Origin of the sequence: Tolypothrix sp. PCC 7601, from assembly GCF_025677855.1 — a bacterium.
In the GTDB taxonomy this organism is placed as follows: Bacteria; Cyanobacteriota; Cyanobacteriia; order Cyanobacteriales; family Nostocaceae; genus Aulosira; species Aulosira diplosiphon.
In genome coordinates this window covers 1236590-1251106 of the sequence record NZ_CP064879.1, presented here as the reverse complement: position 1 = coordinate 1251106, position 14517 = coordinate 1236590, and the positions used below count along the sequence as shown (strand labels likewise).

At 39.3% G+C, this 14517-nt stretch carries 7 protein-coding genes; 5 read left to right on the top strand and 2 right to left on the bottom strand.

Going from position 1 to position 14517, the window contains the following annotated elements:
* The first annotated feature begins 119 nt into the window (after window positions 1–119).
* A complete protein-coding gene (locus tag HG267_RS05055; RefSeq protein ID WP_309227725.1) occupies window positions 120–5537 on the top strand; it encodes an ATP-binding sensor histidine kinase in 5418 nt (1805 codons plus the stop codon).
* A gap of 319 nt (window positions 5538–5856) precedes the next feature.
* Here the strand turns inward: HG267_RS05055 and HG267_RS05050 are convergent, their stop codons facing one another.
* On the bottom strand, window positions 5857–8304 hold the full coding sequence (locus tag HG267_RS05050) for an ATP-binding protein (protein ID WP_045870637.1): 2448 nt from the start codon (window positions 8302–8304) through the stop codon (window positions 5857–5859).
* Window positions 8305–8547: 243 nt separating this feature from the next.
* Here HG267_RS05050 and HG267_RS05045 point away from each other — a divergent pair, with 243 nt between their 5' ends.
* Window positions 8548–9027, top strand: coding sequence for a hypothetical protein (locus HG267_RS05045; protein ID WP_045870638.1), 480 nt, complete (start codon window positions 8548–8550; stop codon window positions 9025–9027).
* 126 nt (window positions 9028–9153) lie between these two features.
* Here HG267_RS05045 and hcp read toward each other — a convergent pair whose 3' ends face one another.
* On the bottom strand, window positions 9154–10788 hold the full coding sequence (hcp, locus tag HG267_RS05040) for a hydroxylamine reductase (protein ID WP_045870639.1): 1635 nt from the start codon (window positions 10786–10788) through the stop codon (window positions 9154–9156).
* Between the two features lie 455 nt (window positions 10789–11243).
* Here hcp and hoxU point away from each other — a divergent pair, with 455 nt between their 5' ends.
* The 3 genes from hoxU to HG267_RS05025 all read left to right on the top strand — a co-directional run bounded on the left by hoxU (window position 11244) and on the right by HG267_RS05025 (window position 14078).
* Entirely contained in the window at window positions 11244–11960 is a 717-nt protein-coding gene (gene hoxU / locus HG267_RS05035) for a bidirectional hydrogenase complex protein HoxU (RefSeq protein ID WP_045870640.1), read from the top strand.
* Complete coding sequence (locus tag HG267_RS05030) at window positions 11948–12490, top strand: oxidoreductase (RefSeq protein ID WP_045870641.1); 543 nt, start codon at window positions 11948–11950, stop codon at window positions 12488–12490. The genes hoxU and HG267_RS05030 overlap by 13 nt, the downstream gene beginning before the upstream one ends.
* 139 nt (window positions 12491–12629) lie before the next feature.
* A complete protein-coding gene (locus tag HG267_RS05025; protein WP_045870642.1) occupies window positions 12630–14078 on the top strand; it encodes a Ni/Fe hydrogenase subunit alpha in 1449 nt (482 codons plus the stop codon).
* Window positions 14079–14517: the final 439 nt, after the last annotated feature.

Below are 14517 nucleotides of genomic sequence, written 5' to 3'. Positions count from 1 at the left end.
TACCTGACTAATCAGGTAGATTGTTGCTCGCGTAAATGTATGTAAATTATTATATTCTGCCTTTCCAGTTGGGAAATATAGGAAGTGAGCGCCCAACTCTAGGGAAAGGAGAAACGATAGTGTTAACCTCGATAATACCAGGTTATGACATACTAGAAATTATATCTGAAGGAATTAACACAACTGTTTACCGAGCTAGGTCGCAAAAAAACCAGCAGCGTGTAGTTCTGAAAGTTCTCAAGGCTGAATATCCCTCTTTTGAGCAAATTACTCGCTTCAAGCACGAATATAAAACTACAGAAAATCTTAACTGTGAGGGTATTGTTAAAGTTTATAGCCTAGAGAGCTATCAAAATCGCCTGGTGTTAGTAGCAGAAGACTTTGGTGGTATCAGTCTCAAACAGTTTCTCTCTTTGCAGCAGCTTAGTGAAGCTAATTTTTTAAAGATTGCTGTGCAATTAGCTAAAGCGTTGTTATCGCTACATCAGAACCGCATTATTCATAAAGATATTAAACCTGCAAATATTATTGTTAATCCCCAGACTGGGATTGTGAAAATTACAGACTTTAGTATTGCGTCACATTTAGATAAAGAAACACCGCAACTGACAAATTCTCATCAATTGGAAGGGACAGTTGCTTATATGTCTCCTGAACAAACGGGGAGAATGAATCGCGCTGTCGATTATCGCAGTGATTTTTATTCTTTGGGGATTACATTCTATGAAATCTTGACTGGTCAATTGCCTTTTGTAACTGACGATTTACTGGAGATGTTTCACTCTCATATTGCCAAGCCAGTTACACCAATTACCCAGTTAAAACCAGAAGTTTCGAGAACAATAGCCGCGATTGTCATGAAATTGATCGCGAAAAATGCTGAAGACCGCTATCAAAGTGCATTGGGACTATTAGCTGATTTAGAATTATGCCTTGAGCAATTAGAAACTACAGGTAATATTTCTAATTTTACCCCCGGACAACGCGATCGCACTTCTCAATTACTCATCCCCCAACAATTATATGGCAGAGAATCAGAAGCGATCGCCTTGCTGCAAGCCTTTGAGCGTATTAGCCAAGGTACAAGCGAAATCATGTTGGTTTCTGGCTACTCTGGGATCGGGAAATCATCGCTGGTGAATGAGGTACATAAACCGATTGTCAGACAGAGGGGTTATTTTATTGATGGGAAATTTGATCAATTTAAACGCAATGTTCCCTATACTTCTGTGATTCAGGCTTTTCAATCTTTAATACAGCAATTATTAACTGAAAGTAGCGACAGGTTAACAGCCTGGAAAGAGAAACTCCTGCAAGCGCTGGGTAGCAATAGTCAAGTAATTATTGATGTGATTCCAGAAGTGGAATTAATTATTGGTAAACAGCCGGAAGTTCCACAGTTAGGCGCAGCTGAAAGCCTCAACCGCTTTCATCGCCTATTTCAGTCTTTTATTCAAGTTTTTGCTCAACAATCCCACCCTTTAGTATTATTTCTTGATGATTTACAATGGGCTGATTCTGCTTCTTTAAAATTAATTCAAGTGTTAATGACTAATCCAGATAGTCATTATTTGCTGTTAATTGGGGCATATAGAGATAATGAAGTCGGCCCCAGCCATCCATTAATCAAAACCTTAGAGGAAATAGCCCAAGCTGATACGGTTATTAATAGTATTGTGTTACGCCCCTTAGAATTACCTTATGTCTATCAACTGCTGATAGATACTTTAGGCGATTCGGAAAAAATCTTTGAATTAGCGAAAGTCTTATTTAATAAAACCCAAGGTAATCCTTTATTTTTAACCCAATTAATCAAAGCAATATATCAAGAGAATCTCCTACAATTCGATTTTAATCAAGGAATTTGGGGTTGGGATATACAGCAAATTCAAACAAAGAATCTGGTAGATAAAGATGTTGTCGAATTAGTTGCGAGAAACATTCAAAAGCTACCCGAAGCTACGCAAACAGCCCTACAATTAGCATCTTGTATTGGTAATCGTTTCAGTTTAGATGTATTGGCAACTGTCAGTAGTGATAATCTGCAAAGATTAGCAGAAGCTTTGCAACCTGCTTTACAATTGGGCCTCATTTTACCTTTGAACAATGAATATCGTATACCTTTACTATTTGCCACCGAAGAGTTAGCGGTTTTAGATTTTGATGACTCTCATATTAGCTATAAATTTTTGCACGATCGCGTCCAGCAAGCTGCCTATTCTCTCATTCCTAACCATCAAAGAAAAGTTACGCATTTAAAAATTGGGCAGCAGTTGTTGCAAAATACCCCTCCTGAACAATTAGAGGAAAATATTTTTGATATTATTAATCAACTAAATGTGGGTGCTAGCTTAATCAGTAAGCCATCCCAAAAGCAACATTTGGCAGAATTAAATTTGCTAGCGGGGAGAAAAGCGAAAGCCGCTACAGCTTATTTAGTGGCGATCGCTTATTTAAATACTGGTATCAAAGTTTTAGCTGCAGATAGCTGGTTCAGTGAATATGACTTGACTTTAGCCTTGATGGTGGAAGCTGCAGAAGCAGCATATCTCGGTGGCGATTATCAGTTGATGGAGAATTTAGCCAGTCAAGTATTGCAAAATGCCCGCACCCTACTTGATAAAGTAAAAATTTATGAGGTGAAGATTCAAGCTTATGTTGCCCAAAGTAAACAACCAGAAGCTATCAAAACAGCTTTAACTGTCTTAGAACTGTTGGGTGTGAGGTTCCCTGATGCACCTAGCGAAGGAGATATCAGCGAAAGTTTACAAGCAACGCAACTGATATTAGCAGGCAGAAGTTCTGAAGATTTAATCGATCTACCAGCAATGACAGATCCGCAAATTTTAGCAGTGATGCGGATTATCGCCACTGTGACGGCGGCTGTATCTCAAGCCGTACCAATGCTGCTACCCTTAATTGTTTTTAAGCAGGTAAGACTATCAGTACAATATGGCAACGCACCAGTCTCCACTCTCGCCTACGCTTGGTATGGCGTGATTCTCTGTGGAGTCATCGCGGATATTGATGCAGGCGATCGCGCTGGTAAATTAGCATTAGGTTTGCTATCAAATATCCAGGGTAAAGCGCTGCAAACTAGTACTTTCAATATGATTTATCCGTTCGTGAAGCCGTGGAAGCATCATATTCGCAAGTCGTTACTACCTTTACTAGATGCACATCATAATGGTTTAGAAACAGGGGATTTAGAATACTCCGCTTACTGTGCCTACAATTATTGCAGCCTTTCTTACTTCCTGGGCAAGGATTTGAAAACCCTAGAACCAGAGATGGCAATTTACAGTCAAGTTTTAGATAAAATCAAGCAGGAAGTAGCCCATAATTATCTCAAAGTCTTTCGCCAATCTGTATTAAATCTGATCAGTGATGTCTCCTTCTCTGAGAAGTTAGCAGGTGTAGCATATAACGAAGAAACTATGCTACCGCTACATTTGCAAGCTAACGATCGCTATGCCATTGGTACTTTATACGTCAACAAATTAATTCTCTGTTATCTATTCGCTGAATATCAACAAGCCGCAGAAGTTGCTGATTTAGCAAAGGAATATTTAGATGGGATAACTGGTTCGTTTATGGTGCCAGTTTTCCACTTTTATGATTCTCTCACCCAGCTTGCTATGTTAGCCCATACCCCCATCTCACAAAAAGAAATTTTGTGGTTGCGGGTAATTGCTAACCAAGAAAAGCTGAAAACATGGGCAAATCATGCACCCATGAACCACAAGCATAAGTATTGCTTAGTTAAAGCCGAGTACCATCGCGCATTGGGTGAATATTTAGAAGCGATGGAATATTATGATCGCGCCATTGCTGGTGCTGCTGAACATGGTTACATTCAAGAAGAAGCACTAGCAAATGAACGCGCCACCGAAATGTACATGTCAATGGGTAAGAAAAAAATTGCCCAAGTTTACATCACAGAAGCTTATTATGGTTACCACCGTTGGGGTAGTACAGCCAAAGTCAAACACCTAGAAAAACAATACCCCGATTTAATTCTTCGCAGCAATCATGCGATGTCTACGACGGGCTACGCCTACGCTTCTACTGGTAGCATCTCTAGAACATTCAAATTAGATGCATCTCTCAGTTCGCATTCGACAACTAGTAGTGGTATCAGCTTGGATATCGTCACAGTAGTCAAAGCGAGTGAGGCGATTAATAATGAAATCTCCTTAGAAAGTTTACCGCGCACGCTACTACATATCATTTTAGAAAATGCTGGCGCTCAAAAAGGTTGCTTAATTTTAGTCAAAGATGAGCAATTAATTATTGAAGCTATTGATAGCAGTATGATTGATTCCCAAATTACTTTGCTATCAACTCCTGTAGAAGAAAGCGAACTAGTACCCAAAAAGCTGATCAATTATGTAGCGAGAACTCAGCAACCTTTAGTAATTAGAGATGCCAAACTCGATCCAGTTTCTAATAAAGATATTTACATTCAAAATCATGAATGTAAATCCATATTATGTGTACCTATTTTTTATCAATCCAAGTTTATCGGTATATTTTACCTAGAGAATAATTTAATTACTGGTGCATTTACACCCGAACGGCTAGAACTGTTGAAAATACTCTCTTCTCAAGCTGCGATCGCGCTGAAAAATGCCCGTCTATATGCCAAAGAACAAGAAAAATCTCAGGATTTAGCAGCAGCATTATTACAACTCCAACAAACTCAAACTCAACTTGTACATACAGAAAAAATTTCCTCTTTAGGGCAGTTAGTAGCGGGAGTTGCCCATGAAGTAAATAATCCGGTTAGCTTTATTTTTACTAACCTTACCCATGCCAGGCGCTATATCGAAGACTTAATTAATTTACTACATCTTTATCAACAGCATCTACCTCATCCCCCAGCAGAAATTAAAGATGAAATTGAAGCGATAGATTTGGATTTTCTCTTAGAAGACTTACCGAATATGATTTCTTCCATGAAAGAGGGAACCCATCGGATTCGAGATATTATGCAATCTCTACGCAATTTCTCACGCAAAGATGGCTTAGATAAAAAGGCGGTAAATATTCATGAGGGTATTGAAACCACGCTGATGATTTTATCCCATCGCTTAAAGGCTTATCCTCATCGTCCAGCAATTCAGGTAGTTAAGAATTATGGCGATTTACCCTTGATTGCTTGTTATCCTGGGCAATTAAATCAGGTATTTATGAATTTACTAGCTAATGCTATTGATGCTTTAGAAGAATCTAATGAAGGTAAGAATTATGCTTTTATAGAACAGCATCCCAATGTCATCATAATTTCTACCACAGTCAGCGATCAACAAGTAAAAATTTCGATTGCTGATAATGGGATGGGAATTCCAGAGTCAGTTAAGGAAAAAATATTTCAAGCCTTTTTTAGCACTAAGCCAGAAGGTAAAGGTACAGGTTTAGGGTTATCTATTAGTCATCAAATAGTTACCAAAGTCCACAATGGTACTTTTGAGTGTGTTTCTTCCCCTGGTAAAGGTGCAGAGTTTATTATTCAGATTCCCATTGATAGGAATTAAAAATTAGGTAATCTTATAATACAATGCAATACAGTTCAGTTAAGAAAATTAATTGACAACGAAACCAAAAAACTAGTTACTCAACAAAAAACTGAACAATAATTTTGGAGGGGGTTTGGGGGACGCAACCGTCACCCAATCGGGGGTTTGGGGGAGAATCCCCCAAGTGACAAATCAATTACTAAATATGAACTGTATCGTCTCATAACATACTTTGGTATAGGCTGGTAATGGGTAATTAGAAAAATTAAATACCCAATATTAGAATACCGTTGAGAATTAAATGGTGCGTTGCGCTGCGCGACAACACACCCTACTTTTATTCGGTTAATCCCCATTCCCACTTGAGTGTTTCTAGTTTGGGATTTTTGACACTCAATCTTTTACATTCATCCAAAAACTCTTTTACCTGTTCTTCGTTGAGAGTTAAACCACCTTCTTGCAAATTATGAATGTAAGTGATGATATCCGCAGTTGTTAGTGATGCACTGATTTCTTCTAGCCAAACTGCATTTCTCACTTCTCTACACACCAATTCGATATCAGATGAGGTAAACCTAGTACTTTTTTCGGCTAGCATTTCAAAGTTAATTATCTGATTGAAATCAATTTTTGCTAGATAATGTTGGAATAATTCTATCCTTTCTGATTGATCAGGGGGAAAGATAGGAATTTTCCAATCTAATCTACCAGAACGCTTTAAGGCGCTATCTATACCACTTAAATAATTAGTTGCACCTATCACAATTACATTGCTATTTCGCAGATTATTTAATTCTATTAATAATTGGTTAATTGTCGCCTTTTGGTCTGTATGGGCGCTGTCTTCATGACGGTTAAAGCCAATACTATCTAACTCATCAATAAATAAAACTGAGGGAGATTTCTTTTTCGCTTGAGCAAAGATATCTCGAATATTTTTCTGACTTTGCCCTATCCATACACTGATAATATCAGCAGGGGAGAATTTAAAGAAATATCTGCCAGATTCATTAGCGAATGCATTTGCTAACAGAGTTTTACCACATCCAGGTAAGCCGTAGAAAAGAATCCCACTAATTGCATCTTGATAGCCTTTAGATTGTAGCCTCAAAAGTTTGCTTAATTTTTCCTTTTCTTCCTTCAAACCTTTAACTTGGCTAAAATCAAGCTTGGTTTCTGGGAGGCGTTGAGTTAAGGGATAAGTCGGGGTTAAACTGCGTTTTTTAGCTGCATATTCAAAAGCTGGATATTCAAGTGCATCAAAAGATACTGGAACTAATTGATGATTTTCATAATCCGGTGCCATAACCACAATTTTAAAAGTATTATCATAATAACCAGCTAGTTTATATTCGAGAACTTCTTTAATCTTTTTAATCTGGTAAGAGTTACGTGCAATCTCAAAACCAGGAAATACTAACCACACAGTATTTAATTTATTCGGCCAGACTTTGGATTTTTGTAAAATTCTTCTGAGTGAATCCAAGAACAGATTATTATCCTGAAATTCTTGATACTTCAGAGTTTCGATTTCCACAATTACCTGATTATCTACATATACAGGAATGATTTCGCTTTGATATTCTTCATATTCATAGCTATCTTCATCATCATTTGTGTCCTGATCTCTGGAACTTAATTCTACTTCACATTGAATTTTAGACAAATCATAGCCTAAAGCTTCTAAGGTTTTAATCGCAAAATATTTGAGATAAATATATTCTGTACTTTCTTCTCGCCACTTCAAACTATAAAAATGTTCGGCTTTCATGCCAATTAATAGCTGAGAATCAGCTAAGATTTGCGCTTTTTGTAATTCTAGAAAGTAATTTAATAAAGATACCTCATCTTCTTCCATCTCATAACGCGGAAGTTCTAACAAGAGACGGAAATGAGCATAAATTTCTTCTTTATGCTGAATAGCAGCTTCGTTGGGATATTTGCATCGTAGAGTAAAGGTAAAAGGAATTTTACTAGCTACTCTATCTACCAAATAGCCTAAAGCATCTTCTTGTTGCTGTGCTTGAATTTCTGATACAGGTGGGCAATGAAATACTATAAATAATTGTTCAGAATTATATTTGTTGGCGTAGACTGATATCTGTTCAAACTGCTCATCAAATTTTTCGCAATCTAGTAAATCTAAGCCAGTAGTGCCGAGAATCACACTAGTCATTGTAGAAAAATAAAAGTGATAAATATTAGCACCAGATAGGGAATAATCATCATCGTCATCATCGTCATCAGTAGTAATATTTGTATTGAATTTTTGATTCGATGCTGTCGGGATATTATTATTACCTCTATATTGATATTTTCTAATTAATTCATAATTTAAGATTTTAGTCACAACATCAGAAAAGAAATCTTCTACTTGGGGAATGAGAAAAATTCCTACTGGTTGATTTGAGTCTAAACAAGCTTGAAACCTTTCATATTCTTGCTCAGAACCGAAATCAAATAAGTAATAGAAAAAATCATGCTTAACTGGAAATGCTGCACTTAATTTACTAAAAATTGGTTGCACATCAGCAATTTGCACATCAGGAGTAACATCTTGAAGAGAAATAGCCAGTTTAGTATCTAAAGGAATATACAAATCAAATAGGGGATCTGTGCAAAGTCCCAATTCAGCTAGCGCATTATTAAAATTATCGACAAAAGCTTGACTACGACGCTGGTAGCCCAACTGTTCCATAATGGTTTTGACGCGGAGGCTTTTTTGAGTTCTACCAGTTCGCTGAAGTTCATTTTTAATTGAGCGTAAGTAGCCTGTATATGACATTTTGTATTTTCTAGTCGTAATTGTTAAGCAAGCATCCCTAAGGGTAGCAAGTATATAATTCCCCACGCGAGATGTCTAGTTAACTTACACAGGCGATCGCACCTTACAAGTATCGCGACAGCATCAACCTATTTGTCAAGCAGACATACTTACTCCATATCTTTGACATACGCCTCAGTTATTCTTCTGAATAACAAGTTTAGCTCGATAGATTTATTAAGTGTTTTTCAAGAGGTTAATAATATGAAACAGTTAGTTTCTCAAAGCTGGCTGGGAATGGCAAGTGCAACATTTTTGGTTTGCTTATCTCAACCTCTAATGGCACTTGTACCCAATAATGTGGGAGTAATTCTCAACAGTGGTTCCACAAATACCATTGGTTACCGGATTTATGTTTCTCCCAATGGAGAAGCCAATTATGTCGATGGAAATGGTTCTGGTAAAGGTAAACTTCCGGAAAAATTAACGAACCGATTCTTCCGTGATTTAAAAGCTGCTGAACCATTATCCGACTTACCAGTGAAGCCCAACTGCGTCAAGTCCACTTCTTTTGGCACAACGACTACTGTCAATTTAGGTAGTCAGCAATCCACAGATATTAGCTGTCCTGGTAATGCTAAAGCTAGGCGTTTAGATAATGATGCGATCGCAATTGCTAAAGCTTTAAAAGTTACCAATGTTCCTAATAGTAAAGGCAAACCTTTACCACCTCAGAATTTTTAATTCAATTTACATTTTGAAGTTGCTTGTGTAGACAATTTTATTGCCAACATAAAAGCTGATTCCTCTAATAGCTATTGATAAAAAAGAGAGACGAATTTGCTTCGCCTCTCTTTCTCTATAGTATCTTTAGCCAAGACAAGCGGCTAAATCTTGTTCTGGAGTAGTGATGAGTTTGAGATTGTATGTCTCGGAAAGCAACTTCGCAACATTAGGTGTGAGGAAAGCAGGAAGGGTGGGGCCAATGCGAATATTTTGAATACCCAGGTAAAGTAGGGTTAACAAAACTGCGATCGCTTTTTGTTCGTACCAAGATAGTACCAATGACAGTGGTAGTTGATTGACATTAACTTGGAATGCTTGGGCTAAAGCAACAGCAATTTGAATAGCTGAGTATGCATCGTTACATTGTCCCAAATCTAGCAGTCGGGGAATACCGCCAATATCACCGAGTTGCTTGTCAAAGAAGCGGAACTTACCACAGCCAAGAGTCATGACTACGCAATCGCTAGGAATCGTTTCTACTAAATCTGTGTAGTAATTGCGTCCTGGTTTGGCACCATCACAACCACCAACTAAGAAGAAGTGGCGAATATTACCTGATTTCACCGCATTAACCACAGTATCAGCTACACCTAAGACAGCATTCCGAGCAAAACCTGTAGTTACTGTACCGCGATCGCTCTCTTCTGCAAAGCCGGGTAATGCTAAAGCTTTTTGGATAATCGGTGTAATGTCGCGAATACTAACGTGCTGCAAACCAGGATAACCTACAGGCCCCAAGGTAAATACTTTATCTTTGTAAGTTTCATGAGGAGGCATGAGGCAGTTAGTTGTCATCACAATTGCACCAGGGAAGTGTTCAAACTCATGGGTTTGATTTTGCCAGGCGGTGCCATAATGCCCATATAGGTGAGGATAAGTTTGTTTCAGCTTGGGATAGCCATGTGCAGGCAGCAATTCACCGTGTGTATAAACTTTAATCCCGGTTCCGGCTGTTTGCTCTAGAATAGCGCGCAAGTGTAATAAATCATGCCCTGATACAAGGATGGCTTTACCAACTGTCACACCTAGAGTTACGGCTGTAGGTGTAGGATGCCCAAAGGTATTGGTGTTCCCAGCATCCAGCAATTCCATTGCTTTCAGGTTCATCTTGCCTACTTGCAATGTAATATCTAGCCATTCTTGCAAACTCTTGTCTTGAGCATCAAGATTAGCTAGAACTTCATGGAAAAATACATATAAATCTTCGTCATGCTGCCCCAGTTCTAAAGCATGGAAAGCATAAGCAGCTACGCCCTTCAAACCATATAATATTGTGAGCTTGAGTGAGAAAATATCTACATTTTTAGCAGATTGACCAATAAACTCAAATTCTAAGTCTTTTCCTTGTTTAATTAGCTGTTGTTGATCGCCAGCAGGTTGGAAATTCGCGATCGCAGAATTTACCGCAGCGTTACCTAATGCTTGAATTTGTAACTTCAGACTCTCACGTAAAGCGATCGCGCGATTTACAAACGTGACAAAATCATCAGCTGAGAAATTCACATTCGTCAGCGTCGAAAACAGCATCTCACAGGTGAACTCATCTTGATCGTGAGTACTAATACCAAAAGCTTTGGCTTGCAGCGCTACTTGCGACAACCCCCGCAGACAATGCACCAGTAAATCTTGTAATGCATCTACCTCTGGACTTTTACCGCAGGCTCCCCACTGATAACATACATCACCACGGGTTGTTTGTTCACACTGATTACAGAACATAAGTCTTTCACTCCAATCTTTATGCCTTTAGAGTATTGACAATCTGCAAGTAAAACCTTGATCTAAGTCAAGAGAATCTGCAAAGTTTGGTAAAGATATCAGTAGGAATATGGGGGAAGGGAAAAAGGGGGAAAGGGGAAAGGGGGGAATCAAGAAGCTATAAGCCTTAATATGTAAGCTTTTCAGCTAGACAAATTTACGGTTAAAAATACTTAACTAAGTAAATTGAACATTAAGCTAATGCGCGCCTAAATTGCATAACTACTCAATAAGGCTGTTAACTGTTAACGGTTGACAGTCAACAGTCAACCAATCTCTAGATATTTCGCTGTAAATGATACAACTTCATCATTTGTTATCTTCACAAGTTCCTCAAACTCTTTGCCTATAACTCAAGGCGCAGGGTATTTAAGATGCTTAAGGCTAAAGGCTAATTCTGATAGAGACTAGAAGCAATGTCAGTTAAAACTTTAACAATCAATGACCAATTAATTAGCGCCCGAGAGGAGGAAACTATCCTCGAGGCGGCGCGAGAGGCGGGAATTAATATCCCGACTTTGTGTCACTTAGAAGGAGTCTCAGATATAGGTGCTTGTCGGCTGTGTTTGGTAGAAATTGCCGGTAGCAATCGCCTTTTACCAGCTTGCGTTACCAAGGTGGGAGAAGGCATGGAGGTAAAAACCGATTCGGAACGGTTGCAAAAATACCGCCGCACAATTATTGAAATGCTGTTTGCGGAAGGCAATCACGTTTGTTCTGTATGCGTAGCCAACGGCAATTGTGAATTGCAAGATTTGGCGATTGAGACAGGTATGGATCATGTGCGTCTCAATTACCATTTCCCCGATCGCAAAGTTGATGTTTCTCACGATCGCTTCGGTGTCGATCATAACCGTTGTGTTCTTTGTACTCGCTGCGTCCGTGTTTGTGACGAAGTTGAAGGCGCACACACTTGGGACTTGGCAGGTAGAGGTTCTAATTCCCATGTAATTACTGATTTAAATCAACCTTGGGGAACTTCAAATACTTGTACTTCCTGCGGTAAATGTGTGAATGCCTGCCCCACAGGTGCAATTTTTTACCAAGGTTCCAGCGTCGGTGAAATGAAACACGATCGCGCAAAACTAGAGTTCCTTGTCACAGCACGGGAGAAAAAACAATGGTTCGTGTGAAATTTGCAACGGTATGGCTAGGTGGTTGTTCTGGCTGTCATATGTCATTTCTCGATTTAGATGAATGGCTGATTGACTTAGCAGAACAGGTAGATGTAGTTTATAGCCCCTTCGCTGATATTAAACAATACCCCGAATGGGTGGATGTAGTCTTAGTAGAAGGTGCGATCGCCAACGAAGAACATTTAGAAATTTTGCACACAGTCAGAGAGCGATCGCAAATTCTCATTTCCTTTGGAGACTGTGCTGTTACTGGCAATGTTACCGCTTTACGCAATCCTTTAAGCACCGAATCCGTGCTGCAAAGTTGTTATATAGAAGCCGCCGATCTTCACGGTTCCATACCCAACGCACCAGGAATTGTCCCCCCATTATTAGATAGAGTGCAACCAGTACACACCCTCGTTCCAGTAGATATTTACTTACCAGGTTGTCCCCCTTCCGCCGATAGAATTCGAGCCGTACTAGAACCTTTATTGAAGGGCGAAAAACCACACCTAGAAGGACGCGACTTATTGAAGTTTGGTTAGTTCAAAGGGCATGGGGCATAGGGCATAGGGCATAGGTTATTTTTTCCCTGCTTCCGCACCTCCCTTATCTCCCTTATCTCCCTCATCTCCCTCATCTCCCTCATCTCCCAATCCCCACTCCCCAACCCCAACAACATTTATGTCTCAAAAAATCATCATCGATCCAGTCACCCGTATTGAAGGACACGCCAAAATATCGATTTATTTGGATGATACGGGACAAGTTAGCGATGCAAGGTTCCATGTTACCGAGTTTCGCGGATTTGAAAAATTTTGTGAAGGTCGTCCTTTCTGGGAAATGCCAGGAATTACGGCGCGCATTTGTGGTATTTGTCCAGTAAGTCACCTATTAGCTTCTGCGAAAGCAGGCGATCGCCTCCTCTCGGTGACAATTCCGAAAACCGCAGAAAAACTGCGTCGCCTCATGAATTTGGGGCAAATTGTCCAATCTCATGCTTTGAGCTTCTTCCACCTCAGCGGCCCGGATTTACTCTTAGGGATGGATAGCGATCCCCAAAAACGCAACGTTTTTGGTTTAATTGCTGCTGAACCAGAAATTGCCCGTGGCGGTATCCGCTTGCGCCAATTTGGACAGGAAATTATTGAAATTTTAGGCGGGCGGAAAATTCACCCATCCTGGGCGGTTCCCGGTGGTGTGCGCGAACCCTTATCCGCAGAAGGACGCGCCCATATTCAAAGCCGCATTCCCGAAGCGCGAGAAACAGTCATCAATGCATTAGGAATGTTCAAGAAGTTACTTGAACCTTATGAGAAAGAAGCCCAAACTTTTGGTAATTTCCCCAGCTTATTTATGGGGTTAGTCACACCTGAAGGTTTATGGGAAAATTACGACGGCAATCTGCGGTTTGTAGACAGCGACGGCAATATTATTGCTGATAAACTCGATCCTAGTCGCTATTACGAATTTATTGGCGAAATCGTCCAGCCTGATTCTTATTTAAAATCTCCTTACTATCGTCCTTTAGGTTTTCCTAACGGCAATGGTAATCAGTCAGAAAGTGGTATGTATCGAGTCGGGCCGTTAGCGAGGTTAAATGTTTGTAGCCATATCGGTACGCCTTTAGCTGATGCAGAGTTAAAAGAATTTCGAGATAAAGGTAAAGGCACAGTTACCTCATCATTCTTCTATCATTACGCTAGATTGATTGAAATTTTGGCATCAATTGAGCGCATTGAAATTCTCCTTGATGACCCAGATATTTTATCAACTCGACTCCGTGCTGATGCGGGAATAAACCAATTAGAAACCGTCGGTGTTAGTGAAGCACCACGCGGCACATTATTCCATTTTTATCAAATAGATGAAGATGGCTTAATTCAAAAAGCTAACTTAATTATTGCCACAGGTCAGAATAATTTAGCGATGAATCGCACCGTCGCCCAAATTGCTAAACATTTTATTCATGGCCCAGAAATTCCCGAAGGAATGTTAAACCGTGTGGAAGCAGGTATTCGTGCTTTTGACCCTTGTTTAAGCTGTTCAACTCATGCAGTGGGACAAATGCCATTGCATATTGAATTAGTTGGTGTTGATGGTACAGTTGTCAAAGAAGTTTGGCGGGATTAATCCTTTTTTAATTCGTAATTAATGCGAATTGTAGGGTGCGTTGTCGCGCAGCGCACCATTAACCAATACTAAGCTAAACCAAATCTAGTTTGCATAATCTGAAATTGTTTGTATATTTCATGTGGGGTGGGCATCTTGCCCGCCCAATATATGCAAATTAAATGTGGAACAGTTTACCCAGATTCCCGAATTTAAATAACAATTCTAGCACCTAACGCACCGCCTCATGGATGGTGCATTACGGCTAAATTACATTGTTGCTAAGATCCAAATCCTTTCATAGCCGTAACACACCCTACTCAAGATTTACTAATATTTAATATTCTTAAATCAAGTTATATCTCTTCCCTCTGCAACCAGTAATTTCAGCTATCAATTAAGAAAATATTATAAAAATAATTAATGTGATAAAACTCATATATGTAGTTTCCGAAAATAT